Genomic DNA, 19,361 nt, shown 5'->3' with positions numbered 1-19,361 from the left:
TGCGGGAGACGTCCGCCCCGCGTCAACCACGGCCGGGCGGCGCGAGCGGAGGAGGCGCGGTGGCCACGATGAGGGATGTCGCGCGCCTCGCGGGGGTCTCGATCGCGACGGTGTCGTTCGTGGTCAACGACACCAAGCCCGTCTCGCCCGAGACCCGCGAGCGGGTGCGGGCGGCGATGCACGAGCTCGGCTTCCGGCCGCACGCCCTGGCCCGCGCCCTCGCGCGGCGCCGCTCGGGGATCGTCGCGGTCGTCTATCCGCTCGTGTCGAGCCGGCCGCTCAACACCGCCACCTCGTTCCTGCTCGGAGCCGCCGAGGCCGCGGCGGAGCAGGACCACTCGATCGTCCTGTGGCCGACGGTCGGCGGCTCCGACCGCCTCGCCGACCTGCGCGCCGACGGCCTGATCGACGGCGTCGTGCTGATGCAGGTCACCAGCGAGGACGAGCGCGTACCGGTCCTGCGGGACTCCGGCACGCCCTTCGCCCTCATCGGGCGCACCCGCGACCCGTCCGCCCTCGACTGGGTCGACATCGACTTCGAGGGCATGGTCGAGGAGGCGCTCGGTCGGCTCGCCGGCCTGGGGCACGCGCGGGTGGCGCTCGTGCTCGGCCCGGACCGCGACGCCGCGGCCGACTTCGGCCCCTACGCGCGCACCCAGGAGGCGTTCGCACTCGCCTGCGCGGCCCGCGGCGTCGAGGGCGTGCTGCTGCGCTGCGAGGAGTCGCCCGACGGCGGCCGCACCCTCGCCCGCTCGTTCGACCCCGCCTCCGCGACCGCCGTGGTGATCGTCAACGGGGGCGCCGCCGTCGGGTTCGCGCACGAGGTGCGGCACCGCGGGCTGCGCGTGCCCGAGGACCTCTCGATCGTCCTGCTCGCCTCCGACCCCGACGTCGCCGACCTGGCCGACCCGGCGCTCGACCTGCTCGTCGCGCCCGGCCGCGAGCTCGGCCGCCGCGGAGTGGAGGCGCTGCTCGCCCGCCTCGCCGACCCCGCGGCACCGCTCCTCCAGGAGCGCATCGGCGGCCCGTGGCGCCCCGGCGGCTCGGTCGCCCCTCCGCACTGACGGCCGGCGCCCCGGGAGCGCGCGCTACGGCACGATCGAGTCGATGTAGCCGCCGTCGACGCGCACGGCGGCGCCCGTGGTGGCCGAGGCGAGCGGGGAGGCGAGGTACGCCACCATGTGGGCGATCTCCTCCGGCTCGATGAGGCGCTTCAGCAGCGACTGCGGCCGGTGCAGGCGCATGAACTCGCGCTGCGCCTCCTCCCACGGGAGCTCGCGGTCGACCAGCTCGTAGACGAAGTCCTCGACGCCGCCCGTGTGGGTCGGCCCGGCGAGCACGCTGTTCACCGTCACCCCGGTGCCGGCGGCGGCCTTGGCGAAGCCTCGCGAGACGCCCAGCAGCGCGGTCTTCGACACTCCGTAGTGGATCATCTCGGCGGGCGTGACGACGGCGGAGTCGCTGCCGATGTAGAGGACGCGGCCCCACTCGCGCTCCATCATCCCGGGGAGGTAGGCGCGGGTGAGGCGCACGCCGGTGAGCACGTTGACCTCGAAGTAGCGGCGCCACTCGTCGTCGTCGATGGAGAGCGCATCGGCGGAGCCGAAGATCCCGAGGTTGTTGACGAGCACGTCCACCTCGGCGGCCGCGCGCAGGAGGGAGGCCGTGCCCTTCTCCGTCGACACGTCGGCCGCGACTCCGCGCACCCGCGCCTCCGGCACCGCCGCGCCGACCGCCTCGATCGCCCGGCGGATCGACCGCTCGGAGCGGGCGTTCACGATCACCTCGGCGCCCGCCTCCGCGAGCGTCGTCGCGATGGCCAGCCCGATGCCCTGCCCCGACCCCGTGACGAGGGCCGTGCGCCCGGTGAGATCCAACCCGATCATGCTGCTCCGCTCCGCGCCGCCGCCCGCCGGCCGCGCTCGGGGTCGAGCATGCCACCGAGCCCTGACATCCGGCCCACTCCCGGCTGAGGACGCCCGCGGGTCGCCGCGGCGTCGCTCGGAACGGCGGAGACCGTTGCCAACCGGACACTCGTGCGTTACGGTCTAATCAATCGGCAATACGTATTACCCGCGGGTAGTAGGCCGATGACCCAGACTGTCGACGAGGACGAGGCGGACGCGTGACCCCGATGCAAGCAGATGTCGCCGTGATCGGCGGCGGACTCGGAGGAGTGGCCGCGGCGATCGCCCTCGCCCGCAACGGCCTCTCGGTCGTGCTGACCGAGCAGTACCCGTGGCTGGGCGGTCAGCTCACCTCGCAGGGCGTCCCGCCGGACGAGCACACCTGGGTCGAGCAGTTCGGCGTCACCGCCGACTACCGGCGCCTCCGCGACGGCATCCGCGGCTACTACCGCCGCAACTACCCCCTCACCGCCGAGGCGATGCGCGACGACCGCCTGAACCCCGGCCGCGGACTCGTGAGCAGGCTCTGCGCCGAGCCCCGCGTCGCCGTCGCCGTGCTCGACGAGATGCTCGCCCCCTACCGCTCGAGCGGAGCGATCCGCGTCGTCACCGGCGTCGTCCCCTTCGCCGTCGACGGCGGCCCGGGCCGGATCGAGCGCGTCCTGCTGCGCGACCCGGTCTCGGGCGAGGAGCTCGCCGTCTCCGGACGGTACGTGGTCGACGCGACCGAGACGGGGGAGCTGCTCCCCCTCGCGGAGGTCGACTACGTCACGGGCTCCGAGTCGCGCGACGAGCACGGCGAGCCCAGCGCTCCCGCCGTCGCCGACCCGATGAACGTGCAGGCCGTCACCTGGTGCTTCGGCTTCGACAGCGCGGACGGCGACCACACCATCGAGCGCCCGGCCGACTACGACTACTGGCATGAGTACGAGGTGCCGTTCTGGGGCGGGAAGCTCCTCTCCTTCACCGCGCCGAACCCGAGGACGCTGCGCCCCGAGACCCGCACGATGCACGTGAACGCCGTGGGCGACACCCGCACCGCGGACCAGCGCGCGCAGGGCGGGGACACCGACCTCTGGATGTTCCGCCGGATCCTCGCGACCGAGACCCTCCGGCCGGGCGCGCTCGACAGCGACATCGTGCTCGCGAACTGGCCGATGCTCGACTACCTCGACAGCTCGATCCTCGACGTGCCGGAGCCGGAGAAGCACCTCGCCGGCGCCCGCGCGCTCTCGCTGTCGTACTTCTACTGGCTCCAGACCGAGGCGCCCCGGCCCGACGGCGGCCGCGGCTGGCCCGGGCTCCGGCTCCGCGGCGACGTGATGGGCACCGCCGACGGCCTCGCGCAGGCCCCCTACATCCGCGAGTCCCGCCGGATCCGCGCGCTCACCACGGTGCGCGAGCAGGACATCTCCGTTGCCGCCCGCGGGACGGGGAGCCCCGCGCGCTTCGACGACTCCGTCGGCGTGGGCATGTACCGGATCGACCTGCACCCGACCACCGGAGGCGACAACTACCTCGACGTGGAGTGCTCGCCGTTCGAGATCCCGCTCGGCGCCCTCGTGCCGCGCACCCCGACGAACCTGCTGCCCGGGGGCAAGAACATCGGGACGACGCACATCACCAACGGCGCGTACCGCCTCCACCCCGTGGAGTGGAACATCGGCGAGGCCGTCGGCGAGCTGGCGGCCCTCGCCCTCGCCGAGGACCTGTCGCCCCACGAGATCGCCGCCGACCCCGCCCTCGTCGCCCGCCTGCAGGCGAGGCTCGAGTCGCGCGGCGTAGAGACCCACTGGCCCGACGTCGTCGGGTACTGACCGGGAACACCGAGAAGACCATTGGAGAAAGAGAGACGATGAGACCAGCGAAGAAGCTGATGGCCTCGCTCGCCGCAGTCGGAGTGATCGCCGCCCTCTCGGGCTGCGGCGCCGCCGGCGGCGGGGACGACTCAGCACCCGTCGCTCTGAGGATGTCCGTCTGGACCTCCGACGAGAAGCAGCTCGCCCTGTTCGACTCGATGGCCGACGAGTACATCGCCGACCACCCCGAGATCGAGTCCGTGACCTTCGAGTCCCTCCCGTTCGCGGACTACAACTCGACCCTGACCACGCAGGCCGCGGGCGGCAACGCCCCCGACCTCGCCTGGGTGGGCGACATCGCGAAGGACCTGATCGACGCCGGAGCGCTCGCTCCGCTGACCGAGACCTTCGAGGGGACCGAGGGCTACGAGTACGACGACATCCTGCCCAGCGTGGCGCAGTCGTTCAGCCAGGACGGCGAGCTCTACGCGTACCCGTTCTCCAACTCGCCGTTCGCGCTGTACGTGAACCAGGACCTCATCGCGCAGGCCGGGCAGACCGTCGACCCCGCGACGCTCAGCTGGGAGGACGTCGACCGCATCGGCGCGGCCGTCAACGAGTCGACCGGCAAGGCCGGCTACATCATCCGCGACTTCGACTTCTCGGGCTGGCTGAGCCTCGCGAACCTCTGGGCGGGCTGGGGAGCCCAGCCGTGGAGCGACGACGGGACCCAGTGCACGATGGACTCGCCCGAGATGGTGGAGGCGTTCCAGTTCTTCCACGACTCGGTCTACGTCAGCGGCGCGACCCCCGGACCCGGCGTGACGGCGGACTTCTTCGCCGGCGACGCCGCGTTCACGACCGCGCAGGTCTCGCGCGCGAGCCTGCTCGACGGCTCGTTCCCGTTCGAGATCTACCCGCTGCCCGTCGGCCCCGCCGGCGAGTACGGCAACATCGGCCAGGCCGGCATGGCGGCGCTCGCAGGCGGCGACCACGTGGAGGAGGCGACCGGCTTCCTCTCGTTCATGACCAACCCGGAGAACTCCGCCAAGCTCGCGCAGTTCTTCCCGCCGCCCCGCGAGTCGCTGCTGTCCGGTGAGGAGCTGGCGAAGGTCAACACCCGCCTCAGCGCCGAGCAGCTCGACCGCGTCGTGGTCGACGAGCTCGCCGACGTGTCCGCCACCCCTCCGGTGACGAGCCCCGCCGAGATCACCTCGGTCGGCAAGACGGCGCTGGACCGCATGTGGTCGGCCGACGCCGACGTCGCCGAGGTGCTCGGAGGCGTCTGCGACGCCATCGCGCCCGTCCTCCAGGGCAAGTGATCCCGTGACCGCGACCTCGACGGACAGCCGCCGATCCGCTCCCGCCGGCGCCTACTGGAACCTCCGGCGCCGCGACGCGCTCGCCGGCTGGCTCTTCATCGCGCCCCAGCTGCTCGGTGTGATCGTGTTCGTGCTGCTGCCCGTCGGGCTCGCGGTCTGGTTCAGCCTCAACGAGTGGAACGTCTTCACCGGCTCCATGACCTTCGTGGGCGGCGAGAACTACGAGCGGGCGATCAACGACCCGAGCATCGGCGCGGTGCTCGGCACGACCGCGGTCTTCTCCGGGGGAGTGGTCGTCCTGAACCTCGCCCTCGGGCTGGGCCTGGCCGTGCTGCTGAACCGGAGGATCCCGGGCGGCGCCCTGTTCCGCACGCTCTTCTTCTCGCCCGTCGTCATCTCGGTGGTCGCCTGGACCCTCGTCTGGGGCTTCCTCCTCCAGGACAACGGCGCGATCAACGGCCTGCTCTCGCTGGTCGGCCTCGACGGGCCGAACTGGCTCCAGGAGGGACCCACCGCGATGGCGAGCGTCATCGTCACGCAGGTCATCCGCAGCGTCGGCGTCAACATGGTGCTCTTCCTCGCCGCGCTGCAGGGGGTGCCGGGCGACCTCTACGAGGCGGCCCGGCTGGACGGCGCGAGCCCCCGCGCGATCTTCTTCCGGATCACGCTCCCGCTCATCTCGCCCACCCTGCTCCTCACCGGCATCCTCACGATCGTCGGCTCGCTGCAGGCGTTCGCGCAGGTCGCCGTCCTGACCGAGGGCGGGCCGGAACTGTCGACGACAGTGCTCGTCTACTACGTGTTCCAACAGGCCTTCGAGTTCAGCGACATCGGCTACGGCGCGACGCTCTCGCTGATGCTGCTCCTCTTCGTCCTGATCCTCACGGTCGTGCAGTGGCAGCTGCGCAGGAAATGGGTCTTCTATGAGAACTGACGCCGTCGTCGAGCAGGGGACCCCGCTCACGCCACGCCTCGAAGCCGTCCCGGAGCCGCCCGTCAAGCGCCGCCGCGGCCGCAGCCCGCTCATGACCGCCCTGCTCGTCGTGACGCTGATCCTGCTCGTGCTGCCGTTCGCGGTGCCGACGTTCTGGATGATCGCCTCGTCGTTCAAGCCGGTGAACGAGATCTTCTCGAACCCGCCGACCCTGCTGCCGGACTCGCCGAGCCTGGCGGGCTACGCCGAGGCGTTCCGGTTCCAGCCGTTCGCGCTCCAGTACTGGAACAGCCTCTACATCGCGGTCACGGTCACCGTGGTCACGCTGCTGGTGTCGAGCCTGGCCGGCTACGCCTTCGCCCGGATCCCGTTCCCAGGCCGCAACGCGGTGTTCCTCGTCGTCCTGACCGGCCTGCTGGTGCCGACGGAGGTGACGATCATCCCGCTGTTCCAGATCTTCCGGCAGCTCGGCTTCATCGACACCCACGTGCCGCTGCTGCTGGTGCCGATGGTCGGAGCGCCGGCGGTGCTGGGCACGTTCATCATGCGGCAGTACTTCATCGCGATGCCCGGCGAGCTCGAGGAGGCCGCGCGCCTGGACGGCCTCGGCCGCTTCGGGATCTGGCGGCGCATCTTCCTGCCGCTGTCCAAGCCCGCGCTGTCGGCCGTCGCGATCCTGACCTTCCTCGGGTCCTGGAACATGTACCTCGAGCCGACGGTCTACCTGACCTCGCCCGAGCTCTTCACCCTGCCCCAGGCGCTCACCCGCTTCACCGACGCCTACGGCGGGGAGATGTGGGACGTGCAGCTCGCCGCGGCGACGATGACGGTCGTGCCCGTGCTGGCCGTGTTCCTCCTCGCTCAGCGGCAGTTCGTGGAAGGGCTCGCGCACTCCGGTCTGAAAGGCTGACCCGGTGTTCACGGATCGCCCCCTCGCCGCCCTCCGCGAGTTCCGTGCAGAGGTCGCGGAGCCCGACGACTTCGACGCCTTCTGGCGGGCCACCCTCGCGCTCGGGTGGGAGGGCGGCTCCGCCGTGAGCGCCGCGCCGGTCGACGCGGGCCTCCCGCTGGTGCGGGTGCGGGACGTGCGGTTCCCCGGCTTCGCGGGCGAGCCGATCGCCGCCTGGCTGGTGACCCCCGCGGTCGACCCGGGCGCCCCGCTCCCCGTGGTGATCGAGTACCCCGGGTACGGCAGCGGACGGGGCCGGCCGATCGAGCACCTCTGGATCGCCTCCGCCGGGTACGCGCACCTGGTCGTCGACGCGCGAGGCCAGGGAGCCGGCCGCCTCGCCCGCTCCGGAGCCACCCCCGACCCCCACGGCAGCGGACCCGCGTACCCCGGGGTCACGACCCGCGGCATCGAGTCGCCCGAGACGTACTACTACCGGCGCCTGATCGCGGACGCGGCGCTCGCCGTCGACGCGGTGGAGGCGCTCCCCGGGCTGGACCCGGACCGCGTGTCGGTCTTCGGCGGCAGCCAGGGCGGAGCGCTCGCGACCGCCGCGGCGGCGCTGCGCCCCCGGGTGCGCGCGGCGATCGCCCTGGTGCCCTTCCTCTCCGACGTCCTGCGCGCGACGACCGTCACGAACGAGGCTCCCTACGTGGAGATCGCCCGCTACCTGGCGACCCGCCCCGAGGACCTCGACGCCGTCGAGCGGACCCTCTCCTACGTCGACGGCGTCCACTTCTCGCGGCGCCTGCGCTGCCGGGTGCACCGCTCGGTCGGCCTGATGGACCCGATCTGCCCGCCCTCGACGGTCTTCGCCTCCCACAACGTCTCGGGCGGCGAGACGTCGATCGACGTGTGGCCGTACAGCGGGCACGAGGGCGGCGGGGTCGGCGACCGCGAGCGGGCGCTGGAAGTGCTGCGAGAGGTCCTGTGACCGGACGGGCGTGACCCCGCGTCTCAGGACGTCGGCGCCTCCTCCATCCCCAGCCGCATCGCCAGGTGCATGGCGCGCAGGCGGGCCGGCGAGACGTCGTAGGGCAAGCTCCGGATGATCTCGCCGGCGCTCCGGGCGCGGGAGCCCTGTGCGGGATCGGGGGCCGGCGCGGGGTCCTCGGGCGGGTGCGCCTCGTCCCACGCGTCGAAGATCGCCTCGTCCTCCTCGAGCTGACCGGACTCCTCGACGACGCGCATCAGCCGGGCCTCGAAGGCGTGCCGCTCCCGCGCCACCTGCTCCACCCGGGGGTCGTCCTCGGCGACCGTGTCGTCGAGGGCCTCCTCGGCGGCGTCGACGCGGTCGGCCTCCGCCCGCAGCGCCGGATCGGCGGCCAGGACCACGAAGCGGCCGGCCTGGGAGACGGCGCCCAGCGGGCCGAACATCCGCTCGGTGACCAGCAGGGTGTCGAGGTCGGCCTGGCGCAGCGAGCCCTCGGGTGCGCCCTCGAGGCGGCGCGAGACGATGTCGTCGAGCAGCCCCAGCCGGCCGCCGAGGGTCCGCATGCGCCGGACCGAGGCCCGCTTCCGCTGCAGCTCCTCCTCCTGCGCGGCGAGCGCGGCGTCCAGCCGCGCGAGGACGCCCGCGACCTCGTCCTCGCGGTCGGCGCTGTCCTCGGCGCCGGCCGGGGCTGCGACGGCGAAGGCGTCCCGGATGTCCTCGAGTGCGACCCCGGCGTCGGCCAGGCGGCGGATCCAGAGCAGCCGGATGATGTCGTCGTAGCCGTAGCGCCTGCGGCCGTCTCCGCCCCGCTCGCGCTCGGTGAGCAGGCCGAGCCGGTGGTAGTGGCGGATCGCCCGCGGAGTGACGCCGGCGAACGCGGCGGCGTCGCCGATCTGCACCTGGCGGGGCGGGGCGGGGAACGACTGCATGGGGGGCCTCTCCGATCGGGACGGTGTGCATCGAGCAGACCACATGACGCAGGGGCAGGAGCAAGCCGGCTCGGCCTGCTCCCGCCCCCGCGTCCCCTCGCGCTCAGCGCGCCAGGCGCACCGTCGCGATCTCGAACGGACGCAGCTCGAGGCGCACGTCGGCCGACTCCGCCTCGACGGAGCTCTCGATGCGGACCTGCTCGGTCGGGCGCTCCATCAGGTCGGTGCGGGTGACCGCCCGGACGGCGAAGGCGGCGCGGAGGGTCGCTGCGGCGCGGCGGCCGAGTGACTCGTAGAGCCGCACGATCACGTCGCCGCTCCCGTCGTCCGCCGCCTTCACGGCCTCGACGATCACCGAGGGGTCGTCGATCGACACCAGGGGAGCGACGGGCGCGGCGCCGGTGAGCCTGCGGACCGGGGTGTTCAGCGCGTAGCCGGCCTCGACGGCGTCGGGCAGCTCGGCGCCGACCACGAGCGAGACCGCGAGGCGGTGGCGGCCCTGGTCGGCGTCCGGGTCGGGGAACAGCGGCGCGCGCAGGAGCGAGAGCCGGACCGTGGTCGTCGGTGTTCCGGCCGCGGCGCGGTCGCGGGTGATGTCGTGCCCGTAGGTGGAGTCGTTGACGACCGCGACGCCGAAGCCCGGCTCGCCGACGTGCACCCAGCGGTGCGCGACGGTCTCGAAGCGGGCGGCGTCCCACGTCGTGTTCACGTGGGTCGGGCGGTGCACGTGGCCGAACTGGATCTCGGACGTCGCCCGGTCCGAGAGCAGGTCGAGCGGGAAGGCGAGCTTGAGCAGCTTGCGGCGCTCGTGCCAGTCGATGTCGAGGCCGAGGTCGACGGCCGCCCGGCCGATCTGCAGCGAGACGGTCTGCACGACCGTGGAGCCGCCGAACGAGCGGGTGATCACGACCGCCGGCACCTCGCGGCCGAGCGGGTCGCTCACGGTGCCGGCGCGGACCGAGTCGACGCCGACGAGGTCCTCCACCGTGCGACGGTAGTTGTCGTCGAGGTCCCAGGCGTCCCACTTGTTCGGGGTGTCGCGGTGGAGCTGGAGGAGCCCCGCGGCGGCGCCGGCGGGCACGACCTCCCGGCCGCTCGCGAGGTCCACGACCGACTCGAGGAGCCCGGAGGCGCCGATCCGCACCCGGACGAGCCCGTTGTCGAGGACGTGGGCGTCGCCGTCGGAGCGGAGCGTCGGGGCCGAGTGCTCCGCGGCGGGGTCGGCCGCGGCCGCGCCGAGCGCCGGCACGCCCCCGACGGCGAAGGGGGAGGAGTTCACCAGCAGCTCCGCGGAGCCCTCGCCGGCGAGGGCCCGGACGGTCTCGGCGATCATCTCCTCGATCCGCTGCGCGATGCGGGCGTAGTTCTCCTCCGCCTCGCGGTGCACCCAGGCGATGGAGGTGCCGGGCAGGATGTCGTGGAACTGCTGCAGGAGGACCGTCCGCCACATCTCGCGCAGCTCGTCGGCCGGGTACGGGACCCCGGCGCGGACGAGGGCCGTGGTCGCCCACAGCTCGATCTCGCGGAGCAGGTGCTCGCTGCGGCGGTTGCCCTGCTTGGTGCGCGCCTGCGACGTGTAGGTGCCGCGGTGGAACTCGAGGTAGAGCTCGCCCGACCAGGTGGGCGCGTCCGGGTACTCGGCCTGCGCCTCCTCGAAGAAGCGGCGGGGCGTGGACAGCTCGACGGTCGGCGAGCCCTCGAGGCTGCGCGTGCGGCGGGCGGCCGCGATCATCTCGCGGTTGGGGCCTCCTCCGCCGTCGCCGTAGCCGAAGGGCACGAGCGACATGGTGCCGCTGCCCTTCTCGGCGTACTGGCGCTCGGCGCGGGCGAGGTCCTCGCCGGAGAGGTCGGAGTTGTAGAGGTCGACGGGCGGGAAGTGCGTGAACACGCGGGTGCCGTCGATGCCCTCCCACCAGAAGGTGTGGTGGGGCATCGTGTTGGTCTCGTTCCACGAGATCTTCTGCGTGAGGAACCAGCGCCCGCCCGCTCCTGCGATGATCTGCGGCAGCGCGGCGGAGTAGCCGAAGGAGTCCGGGAGCCAGACCTCCTCGGTGTCGATCCCGAACTCGTCGAGGAAGAAGCGCTTGCCCTCGAGCAGCTGGCGCACGAGCGCCTCGCCGCCGGGCATGTTCGTGTCCGACTCGACCCACATCCCGCCGACCGGCACGAAGCGGCCCGCGAGCACGTGGCCGCGGACGCGCTCGAACAGCTCCGAGTGGTCGCGCTTCAGCCACGCGTACTGCTGCGCGGAGGAGGCGGCGAAGACGAAGCCCTCCTCGCGCTCGATCAGGTCGCAGACGTTCGAGAAGGTGCGGGCCACCTTGCGGGCGGTCTCGCGGGCGGGCCAGAGCCAGGCGGAGTCGATGTGGGCGTGGCCGACGGCGTGCAGGTGGTGCGCGCTGGCCGAGGCGGGGCGCTCGAGGACCGTCCGCAGCGCCTCCCGGCCCGCGGCGGCGGTGCCGGACACGTCGTCCGGATCGAGGACGTCGACGGCGCGGTCGAGGGCGCGGACGATCTCGGCGCGCCGCTGGGAGGACCCGGGCAGCTGCCCGATCAGCCCGACGAGCACGGCCGTGTCCTGCTCCAGCTCCCAGACCTCCCGGTCGAGCAGCCCGAGCTCGAGACGGCGGAGGCGGTAGAGCGGGTCGGACGGCAGGGCGCCGTCGGCGGGGCGGCCGCCGAGCGCCGTGGGGGTGAAGGACCAGTCACCGGTGATGTTCGGGTTGGCGGCGGCCTCGATGTAGAGCTCGACCGTGCGGTCGCCCGCCTCGCGGCCGGGCAGCCGGTCGAGCGGGACCGACTGGTTGAACGGCTCGACGGCCTTCACGACCGTGCCGGTCGCGGTGAAGACGAGCCCCTCCGCCTCGAAGCCGGACTGGGCGCCGGTGTAGCCGAGGTCGACGACGAGCTCGGGCTCGCAGCCGTCGACGCCGATCCAGGAGGCGGGGATCTCGCCGCGCACGTGGAACCACACGGTGCCCCACGGGGCACCCCACGGCTCCCCGATGCGGGCGGGCGCGTAGGACGCGGCCCGCGCCTGCTCGAAGGGGACCGGCTCGCCCGGAGCGGTCCACGACTCGATCCCGAGCGGCTCGACCGCCCGGTGGATAGCCGGCCGGAGGCTCTCGGCGCGGAAGCGGGCGATGCGGGCTTCGATGCGGGTGCTGTCGTCATGCATGCGTTCTGGTGCTCGTTCCGTGTGCAGTGGGGGAGGGCGGCGGCGCGGAGGGCGCCGCCGCCCGGGGTCAGGAGGCGATGACGACGCGGTGCCCGTCGGGGAAGACGGCCACCTTCCGCCAGGTGTCGCCGGAGCGCTCCCAGCCCTCGTTGACCTGTCCGGCCGGAGGGGTCGGGATGGTCTCGGGGGCGCGGGCGACTGTGGTGTAGCCGGCCGCGCGCTCCACCCGGCCGCGGCCGAGCTCGAACGAGGTCAGGCGTCCGTCGTCGACGATCAGCGAGCCCTCGTCCACTCCCGCGGCGCCGCGCTCGATGAAGGGGTTCACGAGGCGCGTCTGCGAGGAGTCGCTGCCCAGCACGATCGCCTTCTGCTGCGGGAAGCGGCCGAGGCTGAGCCCGTAGAAGCCGCCGAGGACGGTGAGGTTGCGCACCTCGAAGTCCGCTCCGCCGTTCGTCAGGCCGACGCCGAGGCAGTTCGCGCCCGAGGTCGGGAAGAAGTTCGGGTTCACGATCATGTGGCTCGTGCCGGCCTCGATCAGCACCTCCCAGCCGTCGCGGGAGCCCTCCGAGCGGAAGTTGACCAGGGTCAGGCCGGAGTTGACCGAGCGCCGGTTCTCGTTGCGGATCGACCGGAGGCCGACCGTGCCGCCGATGGCCTGGCAGTCGAGCAGCGTCATGTTCGTCGGCGCGAGGAGGAAGCCGCCGAGGCCGGGGCTGATCGCCTCGACGTTGGTCATCGAGCCGCCGATGGAGGCCTTGCCCGAGTCCTCCACGCCCCAGCCCGCGGGGGCGACGATCTTGATCTTGTTCCAGGAGTTGGCGTACGAGTACTCGTCGTCGACGCCCGAGACGAAGGTGGCGCGCTCGCGGAAGATGCCCGACTTGCCGGTCTTCTGGATCCACAGGTTGCGGAACTCGCAGTTGACCAGCGAGCGCAGCGACATCCCGTGGCCGCCGGAGGGCGTGCCCGTCATCTCGAAGTCGGCGAGGACGACGCCGGTGGCCTTGTTGTTGTTGGCGGGGCCGGCCGCGTCGCCGGTCTGGCCGGAGACGGTGAAGATGTCGCGGGTCGAGCCCTCGATCTGGACGATCCTCGTCTGGCGCATGCCGGCGCCGACGATCTTCGGCCCGGCGTAGCCGTAGGGCGGCCCGTTCTCGGGCTGCACCGGGTAGCCGCGGTAGTCGACCGCGAGGCCCGTCACCCGGATCTCGCCGGCGGGCAGCGACACCTCGCCGCCCGGAGCGGTCATCGCCTTGTCGATGGCCGCCTGCACTGCGCGGGTGTTGTCGGCGCCGGCGCGGTCGTCCCAGCGGAACTCCTTGTCGAGCGGCGAGATCGGCCCCTCGGTGACGCTCAGGCGCTTCTTCTGCCCGGGAGCGTCGGCCGGGGGTGCGGCGGCGGCCGGAGTGGCGGCGCCGACGGCCCCTGCCGCGCCGGCGAGGGCGGCGGCGCCCCCAGCGAGGAAGAGGCGGCGCGAGTTGTCGGGCCTGCGCTGCGGATCGTGCTCGGGCTGGTGATCGGGCTTGTGCTGCCGATCGGGCCTCGGGGAGGCCGTGGTCTGGTTGTCTGGGTCTGCGGGATTCATCATCGTCGACGTTCCGCCCTCTCTCGCCCCGGATGGGCGTACGGCGATCCTTCGTCATCGGTAGCCTGAGGTCAAGAAGTAATACCTATTACCAGGATGAAGCGGGGGTGTCCGGGTGCCGCGGATCACGCAGAAGGACATCGCGCGTCTCGCGGGAGTCAGCCAGACGACGGTGTCGTTCGTGCTCAACGACAAGGGCGAGCAGCTCGCCCGGGTCCCGGAGGCGACGCGGGCGCGGATCCTCAAGGCGATCCAGGAGACGGGGTACGTCGCCGACCCCATCGCGCGCCGCCTCAAGCAGGTCGGCACCGGCATGATCGGCGTCTACACCTACGAGAGCCTGTTCCCGCTCGATCGCGAGGACTTCTTCCATCCGTTCCTCGCCGGCATCGAGGAGGAGGCGCAGAACCGCGACATCGACCTCCTCCTGCTGACCAGCGGCCGCGTCGGCGGCCGCCGCGGCGGCCTGAGCGGCGGCACCACCCGGCTGCGCCTGGCCGACTCCTGCATCCTCCTCGGGCAGCGCATGCCCCGTGAGGAGCTCGAGTTCCTCAACGCGAGCGGCTTCTCCTTCGTCAGCGTCGGCCGCCGCGACGACGCCGGCGGGCCCGTGCCCTACGTGGCCGCCGACTACGCGTCGATCGTCCGCGAGCTGATCTCCTGCGCGCGCGCCCTCGGCCACACCCGCTTCGCCTACGCCGGCCACGGCGAGGGCGTCGAGTCGTACACCGACCGCATGGCCGGCGCGCGGGCCGAGCTCGGCGACGGCTTCCTCCACCTCGTCCCGGGGCCGGAGGCGTCGCCGCGGAAGTGGATCCGCCGGATCGCCGCCGAGGGCGTCACGGTCGTCCTCGCCGAGCAGGAAGAGCAGTTCGTCCTCCTGCAGGAGGCCGCCGAGGCCGAGGGGGTGGCGGTGCCGGGCGACCTGTCGCTGGTGTCGCTCTCCGGATCCGCCGATCGCACCGGCTGGCAGGCCGGCTTCGAGCTGCCCCGGCGCGACATGGGGCGCCGCGCCGTGCAGATCCTCATCGAGGGCGACCCCGCGCGACGGGAGCAGCAGCTCCTCCGCTGCACGCTCGTCGACGGCGCCTCCCTGGCCGCGGCCCCGGCCTGACCGGCCGGCCCTGACCGCTCGGCCCTGAACGGCCGGGCTCAGCCCGAGTGGTGGCGCCCGATCGGCAGCACCAGCGGCGTCCGCGAGACCGGGTCCTCGATCACGCGCGACTCCATCCCGAACACCGCGCGCACCGTCTCCGGCGTCACCACCTCGGCGGGCGTGCCCGAGGCGTACAGGGCTCCGTCGCGCACGGCGACGAGGTGGTCGGCGTAGCGGGCGGCGAGGTTGAGGTCGTGCAGCACGATCACGATGGTCGTCCCGCGCGAGCGGTTGAGGTCGGTGAGCAGGTCGAGCACCTCGACCTGGTGCGACACGTCGAGGTAGGTCGTCGGCTCGTCCAGGAGGAGCACGTCGGTCCGCTGGGCGAGGGCCATCGCGATCCACACCCGCTGGCGCTGCCCGCCCGAGAGCTCGTCCACGGGGCGGTCGGCGAGCTCGAGCGTGCCGGTGTCGCGCAGCGCCTCCTCGACGATCGCGTCGTCGTCCGATCCGGAGCCGCGGCCGAACAGGCCCCGGTGCGGGTAGCGGCCGCGGGCGACCAGGTCCGAGACGGCGATCCCCTCCGGCGCGATCGGGGTCTGCGGCAGCAGCCCCACCTGCTGCGCGACCTGGCGCGTCGGGAGCCGGTGGATCGCGCGCCCGTCGAGCAGGACGCTCCCCGAGCGCGGGGTGATCAGCCGCGCCATCGCGCGCAGGAGCGTCGACTTGCCGCAGGCGTTCGCGCCGACGATCACCGTGATCCGGCCGGGCGGCACGGCGAGCGAGAGCCCGTCGACCACGACGCGCTCGTCGTAGGCGAGGGTGACCGCGTCGGCGGCGAGGGTGGGCGGGGCGTCGGTCACAGGGAGCCTCCGGAGCGGTTGCGGCGGGCGAGGAGCCAGAGCAGGAAGGGCGCGCCGAGGGCGCCGGTGACGACGCCGACCGGGAAGCGCGCGCCCGAGAACAGCGCGCCGACGACGTACTGGGCGAGCAGGTCGGCGGCGAGCACCACGACCGCGCCGACCAGGGCGGAGGGGATCAGCAGCGTGCGCGCGCTCGGCAGGATCCGCCGCGCGATCGGCCCCGAGACGAAGGCGACGAACGCGATCGGGCCGGTGGCGGCGGTCGCGACGGCCACGAGGCCGACTCCGACCGCGAGCAGGGCCAGCCGGCTGCGCCGCACGTCGAGCCCGAGCGCGGTCGCCGACTCGTCGCCGAGCTGCAGCACGCCGAGCCGGCCCGAGAGCAGCAGCGCCAGCGGCACCAGCACGAGCATCGTCAGCGCGAGCGGCGGGACGGAGGGCCAGGCGGCCGAGTTGAGGCTGCCGGTCAGCCAGCGCAGCGACTCCTGGACGTCCTCGAAGTCGGCGCGGGTCTGCACGTAGGCGATCACGCTCTGGAACATCGCCGCGACGCCGATGCCGATGAGGATCAGCCGCGCCCCGATCACTCCGCCGCCCTCGGCCAGCCCGGCGATGATCAGGGCCGTCGAGAGCCCGGCCGCGACCGCGATCACCGAGACCGCGCCGCCCGAGAGCCCGAAGAACGCGATCGCGACGACGGCCGCCGCGCTCGCCCCCGAGGTGATGCCGATGATGTCGGGGCTGGCGAGGGCGTTGCGCAGCATCGTCTGGAAGATCACGCCGCCCATCCCGAAGCCCACGCCCACCAGGACGGCGGTGATCGTGCGCGGCAGCCGCAGCGTGCCCACGGTGAAGGAGGCGCCCGGCACGGTCTCGCCGAGGATCACGCGGACGACCTGCGGCACCGAGTAGACCGTGCTGCCGACCGTGAGCGAGACGACGACGAGCGCCAGCGCGAGCACCGCGAGGACCGCGCAGCCGATGACCGTGCGTTGACGGCGCAGCGTGCGGCCGGCCGCGATGCCGACCGCGGCGGGCGCCTCCGCGGTCCTCACAGCGCCCGCACCTTCGAGCGGCGCACGATCGCGATGAGCACCGGGGCGCCGATCAGCGCGGTCACGATGCCCACCTCGACGTCGCTCGGCCGGGCGACCACGCGGCCGACCACGTCGGCGACGAGCAGCAGCAGGGCGCCGAGCAGAGCAGAGGAGGGCAGCAGCCAGGCGTGCGCGGGGCCGGTGACGCGGCGGGCGAGGTGCGGGACGACCAGGCCGATGAATCCGATCGGTCCGGCGATCGCGGTCGCGGCGCCGCAGAGCAGCACGGCCGCGAGCCCCGCGACCAGGCGGATGCGCCCCACGCGCCGGCCGAGGCCGGTCGCCAGGTCGTCGCCGAGCGCGAGGGCGTCGAGCCCCCGCGCGCTGGACAGGGCCAGCACCGCGCCGACCGCGAGGAACGGGAGGACCTGCAGGATGCTCGCGGTCTCGGCGCCGCCGACTCCGCCGACCTGCCAGAAGCGGAAGCGGTTCAGCGTGGTCTCCTGGGTGAGCAGGACCGCGCTGATGAGGGAGGTGAGCGCGGCGGCGGTGGCGGCTCCGGCGAGGGCGAGCTTCAGCGGAGTGGCGCCCTCGCGGCCGAGCGAGGCGACCGCGTAGACGAACGCCCCGGCGGCGGCGGCTCCGAGGAACGCGAGCCAGATGAACTGCGGCAGGCTCGTCGCGCCGACCCCGGCGATCCCGAGCACGACCGCGAGCGAGGCGCCGGAGTTGAGGCCGAGGATGCCCGGATCGGCGAGCGGGTTGCGGGTCAGGCCCTGCATCACGGCTCCGGCGAGCCCGAGCGCGGCGCCGACCAGGATCGCGAGGACCGTCCGCGGCACCCGCCCCTGCACCGCCGCGTCGACGATGGACGCCGGATCGGGCGAGGTCAGCGCCGGCCAGACCTCGCCGAGCGGGATCTCGCGGGAGCCGTACACGAGCGAGAGGACCGAGGCGACGGCCAGCGCGACGAGGGCGACCGCCAGCGCGGTCGCCCTCGTCTTCCGGGTGGGTGCGGTGCGGGTCACGACACCTTGTCGGCGGCCGCGGCGAGGCCGGCGGTGTACTCGTCGAGCACCCACGGGATGCTGAGCAGGTTCGGCGACGAGGTGGCCATGGCGGCGGAGGAGCCGTCCTCGAGCACGTAGACGGAGCCCCGCTCGACGGCCGGGATCTTGGAGAGCAGCGGGTCGGCCTGCAGCGCGGCGAGGGTCGTGTCGTCGCCGTAGACGACGAGCACGTCGGCGTCGAGCTGGTCGGCGTTCTCGGAGCTGATGGTGCCGCTGAACGCCTCCGAGTCGCCGGAGAGCTCGGCGACGCTCGGGGCGACGTCGAGACCGAGGTCCTCGACGAACTTCACGCGCGCGTCGTTCGGCGTGTAGTAGGTGAAGGTGCTCGCGTCGGTCGGGTCGTACCAGCCGTACATGAACGTGGTGCCCGCGAGCTGCGGGTAGGACGCGGTGGTCTGCGTGATGTCGCTCTCGATCTCGCCGACCTTCGCGACGGCCTCGTCCTCGAGGCCCAGCGCGGCGCCGTCGAGCTTCGCGGAGTCCTGCCAGGTCGTGCCCCAGGGCAGGCCCGGGTAGGCGACGGTGGGGGCGATCTGGCTGAGGGTGTCGTAGTCCTGCCGGGTGATGCCGGAGTAGGCCGAGAGGATCACGGTCGGGCTGAGGTCCGAGATCGCCTCGAAGGGCACGCCGTCGGTCTCGTCGAACAGGGTCGGGGTCTCGGCGCCGGAGGCGTCGAGCGCCTCCTTCGTCCACACCAGCAGGCCGTCGCCGTCCTCGTCGCCGTAGGAGGCGCGGGTGAAGCCGACAGGGGTCACACCCAGCGCGAGCGCCACGTCCTGGTTGGTCCAGCTCGTCGCGACGACGCGGTCGGCCGACTCGACGGTGGTGCTGCCGAAGGCGTGGTCGACGGTGACGGGGAAGCCCTCGCTGCTCTCGGCGGCGCTGCTCTCGGACGTGCCCTCGGAGCCGGCGTCGGCTCCTCCCGAGCAGGCGGTGAGCAGCAGCGCGGCGAGGCCGAGCGAGGCGACGGCGGTCAGGCGGAGGGGGGTGCGAGTGGCGGGCACGGCGATCCTTCGAAGGGGGTGGTGGGGGTTGCGAAGGTTAACCTAACCTAACCGTCTGGACGGGGCCAGTGGCCGAGCGGATCAGCGGACGGCTCGCACAGCCACCACCGCATCCATCCGTCGTCTGCGGCCCGTGCCCGCCGCGGGGACGGGCCGCTGCTGACGGATCGATCGCGGGTGCGGCCCAGCGGGAGCATCGTTAGCGTGGAGGTCCGCGCCGACCGCCGGCGCCGAGGGGAGCCCCATGGATCAGACCGTCGAGATCGACGCCCGGGCGGAGGCCCTGCGCGCCGACCCCGAGAGCTTCGCCGCGATGGACGCGCTCTGGCGCAGCGTCTACGCCCTGCCGATGTGGTGCTTCATCGCGCGGGGGCCGGACGACGCGCCCACCCCCTTCGTCGGCGGCCTGGAGTCGGGGCCGATGGTCTTCGCCTTCACCACGGGGGAGCGCGCCCGCGCCGGGGCGCTGCACGCCGGCCTCTCCGACGAGGACGCGTCGCGCGTGCTGAAGGTGCCGATGCCGGCCGCGCTCGAGTGGATCGCGGCGATGGGGTCCTCCGGAGTCGCGGGAGTGGTCTTCGACCTGCCCCGCTTCGGGTACTTCGCGCCCCTCCAGAACCTGCTGCCGATGCGCGACTTCATGGCGGCGAACCCGCCGGCCTGAGCCCCGCCCCGTCGAGACCAGCGGATCCGCCGCTACCAGCTGATCCGGTGGTTGTCGCCGCCCCGAACGGGTCACTGGACGACACCCGAG

At 73.3% G+C, this 19,361-nt stretch carries 16 protein-coding genes; 8 read left to right on the top strand and 8 right to left on the bottom strand.

Annotated features, from left to right (window positions below):
• The first annotated feature begins 68 nt into the window (after window positions 1–68).
• Window positions 69–1,064 (top strand): LacI family DNA-binding transcriptional regulator, encoded by a 996-nt coding sequence (locus tag C5B98_RS13725; protein WP_258062335.1) that lies wholly within the window; start codon window positions 69–71, stop codon window positions 1,062–1,064.
• A 24-nt stretch (window positions 1,065–1,088) separates the two neighbouring features.
• On the opposite strand, the gene C5B98_RS13720 is transcribed toward C5B98_RS13725, so the two are convergent.
• Window positions 1,089–1,883, bottom strand: a complete 795-nt coding sequence (locus C5B98_RS13720) for an SDR family NAD(P)-dependent oxidoreductase (protein WP_104224325.1) — start codon at window positions 1,881–1,883, stop codon at window positions 1,089–1,091.
• Between the two features lie 251 nt (window positions 1,884–2,134).
• On the opposite strand from C5B98_RS13720, the gene C5B98_RS13715 reads away from it, so the two are divergent.
• From C5B98_RS13715 to C5B98_RS13695, 5 genes are read left to right on the top strand one after another with little or no spacing between them, the layout of a single operon-like run.
• A complete protein-coding gene (locus tag C5B98_RS13715; RefSeq protein WP_104224324.1) occupies window positions 2,135–3,724 on the top strand; it encodes an FAD-dependent oxidoreductase in 1,590 nt (529 codons plus the stop codon).
• Window positions 3,725–3,762: 38 nt separating this feature from the next.
• A complete protein-coding gene (locus tag C5B98_RS13710) occupies window positions 3,763–5,028 on the top strand; it encodes a sugar ABC transporter substrate-binding protein (RefSeq protein WP_104224315.1) in 1,266 nt (421 codons plus the stop codon).
• A gap of 4 nt (window positions 5,029–5,032) precedes the next feature.
• Window positions 5,033–5,962, top strand: coding sequence for a carbohydrate ABC transporter permease (locus C5B98_RS13705; RefSeq protein ID WP_104224314.1), 930 nt, complete (start codon window positions 5,033–5,035; stop codon window positions 5,960–5,962).
• Window positions 5,952–6,872 carry a carbohydrate ABC transporter permease gene (locus tag C5B98_RS13700; protein ID WP_244229554.1) on the top strand — a complete coding sequence of 307 codons (921 nt, stop codon included), beginning with the start codon at window positions 5,952–5,954 and terminating at the stop codon, window positions 6,870–6,872. Before C5B98_RS13705 ends, C5B98_RS13700 begins: the two co-directional genes overlap by 11 nt.
• Window positions 6,873–6,876: 4 nt before the next feature.
• Window positions 6,877–7,845 (top strand): acetylxylan esterase, encoded by a 969-nt coding sequence (locus C5B98_RS13695; RefSeq protein ID WP_104224313.1) that lies wholly within the window; start codon window positions 6,877–6,879, stop codon window positions 7,843–7,845.
• A gap of 23 nt (window positions 7,846–7,868) precedes the next feature.
• Here C5B98_RS13695 and C5B98_RS13690 read toward each other — a convergent pair whose 3' ends face one another.
• From C5B98_RS13690 to C5B98_RS13680, 3 genes are all read right to left on the bottom strand, one after another.
• Window positions 7,869–8,774: a MerR family transcriptional regulator gene (locus C5B98_RS13690; protein WP_219812935.1), complete on the bottom strand. Its 906-nt coding sequence runs from the start codon at window positions 8,772–8,774 to the stop codon at window positions 7,869–7,871.
• Window positions 8,775–8,877: 103 nt separating this feature from the next.
• Window positions 8,878–11,952, bottom strand: a complete 3,075-nt coding sequence (locus tag C5B98_RS13685; protein ID WP_104224311.1) for a glycoside hydrolase family 38 C-terminal domain-containing protein — start codon at window positions 11,950–11,952, stop codon at window positions 8,878–8,880.
• A gap of 67 nt (window positions 11,953–12,019) precedes the next feature.
• A complete protein-coding gene (locus tag C5B98_RS13680; protein ID WP_104224310.1) occupies window positions 12,020–13,540 on the bottom strand; it encodes a hypothetical protein in 1,521 nt (506 codons plus the stop codon).
• 112 nt (window positions 13,541–13,652) lie between these two features.
• Here C5B98_RS13680 and C5B98_RS13675 point away from each other — a divergent pair, with 112 nt between their 5' ends.
• Complete coding sequence (locus C5B98_RS13675) at window positions 13,653–14,651, top strand: LacI family DNA-binding transcriptional regulator (protein WP_104224309.1); 999 nt, start codon at window positions 13,653–13,655, stop codon at window positions 14,649–14,651.
• Window positions 14,652–14,689: 38 nt separating this feature from the next.
• On the opposite strand, the gene C5B98_RS13670 is transcribed toward C5B98_RS13675, so the two are convergent.
• Genes C5B98_RS13670 through C5B98_RS13655 form a run of 4 tightly spaced genes read right to left on the bottom strand, consistent with a single transcriptional unit; the run spans window position 14,690 to window position 18,607 of the window.
• A complete protein-coding gene (locus tag C5B98_RS13670; RefSeq protein WP_104224308.1) occupies window positions 14,690–15,496 on the bottom strand; it encodes an ABC transporter ATP-binding protein in 807 nt (268 codons plus the stop codon).
• The gene (locus C5B98_RS13665; protein WP_104224307.1) at window positions 15,493–16,551 is read right to left on the bottom strand and encodes an iron chelate uptake ABC transporter family permease subunit; all 1,059 of its coding nucleotides are present in this window, start codon (window positions 16,549–16,551) and stop codon (window positions 15,493–15,495) included. Before C5B98_RS13665 ends, C5B98_RS13670 begins: the two co-directional genes overlap by 4 nt.
• A complete protein-coding gene (locus C5B98_RS13660; protein ID WP_104224306.1) occupies window positions 16,548–17,561 on the bottom strand; it encodes an iron ABC transporter permease in 1,014 nt (337 codons plus the stop codon). The genes C5B98_RS13665 and C5B98_RS13660 overlap by 4 nt, the downstream gene beginning before the upstream one ends.
• On the bottom strand, window positions 17,558–18,607 hold the full coding sequence (locus C5B98_RS13655) for an iron-siderophore ABC transporter substrate-binding protein (protein ID WP_181027213.1): 1,050 nt from the start codon (window positions 18,605–18,607) through the stop codon (window positions 17,558–17,560). Before C5B98_RS13655 ends, C5B98_RS13660 begins: the two co-directional genes overlap by 4 nt.
• 244 nt (window positions 18,608–18,851) lie before the next feature.
• Between C5B98_RS13655 and C5B98_RS13650 the strand changes: the two genes are divergently transcribed.
• Window positions 18,852–19,271, top strand: a complete 420-nt coding sequence (locus C5B98_RS13650) for a hypothetical protein (RefSeq protein WP_104224305.1) — start codon at window positions 18,852–18,854, stop codon at window positions 19,269–19,271.
• Window positions 19,272–19,361: the final 90 nt, after the last annotated feature.

The organism is Rathayibacter sp. AY1A5 (assembly GCF_002930875.1).
Taxonomy (GTDB): domain Bacteria; phylum Actinomycetota; class Actinomycetes; order Actinomycetales; family Microbacteriaceae; genus Rathayibacter.
This window is presented reverse-complemented; position numbering and strand designations above follow the sequence as displayed.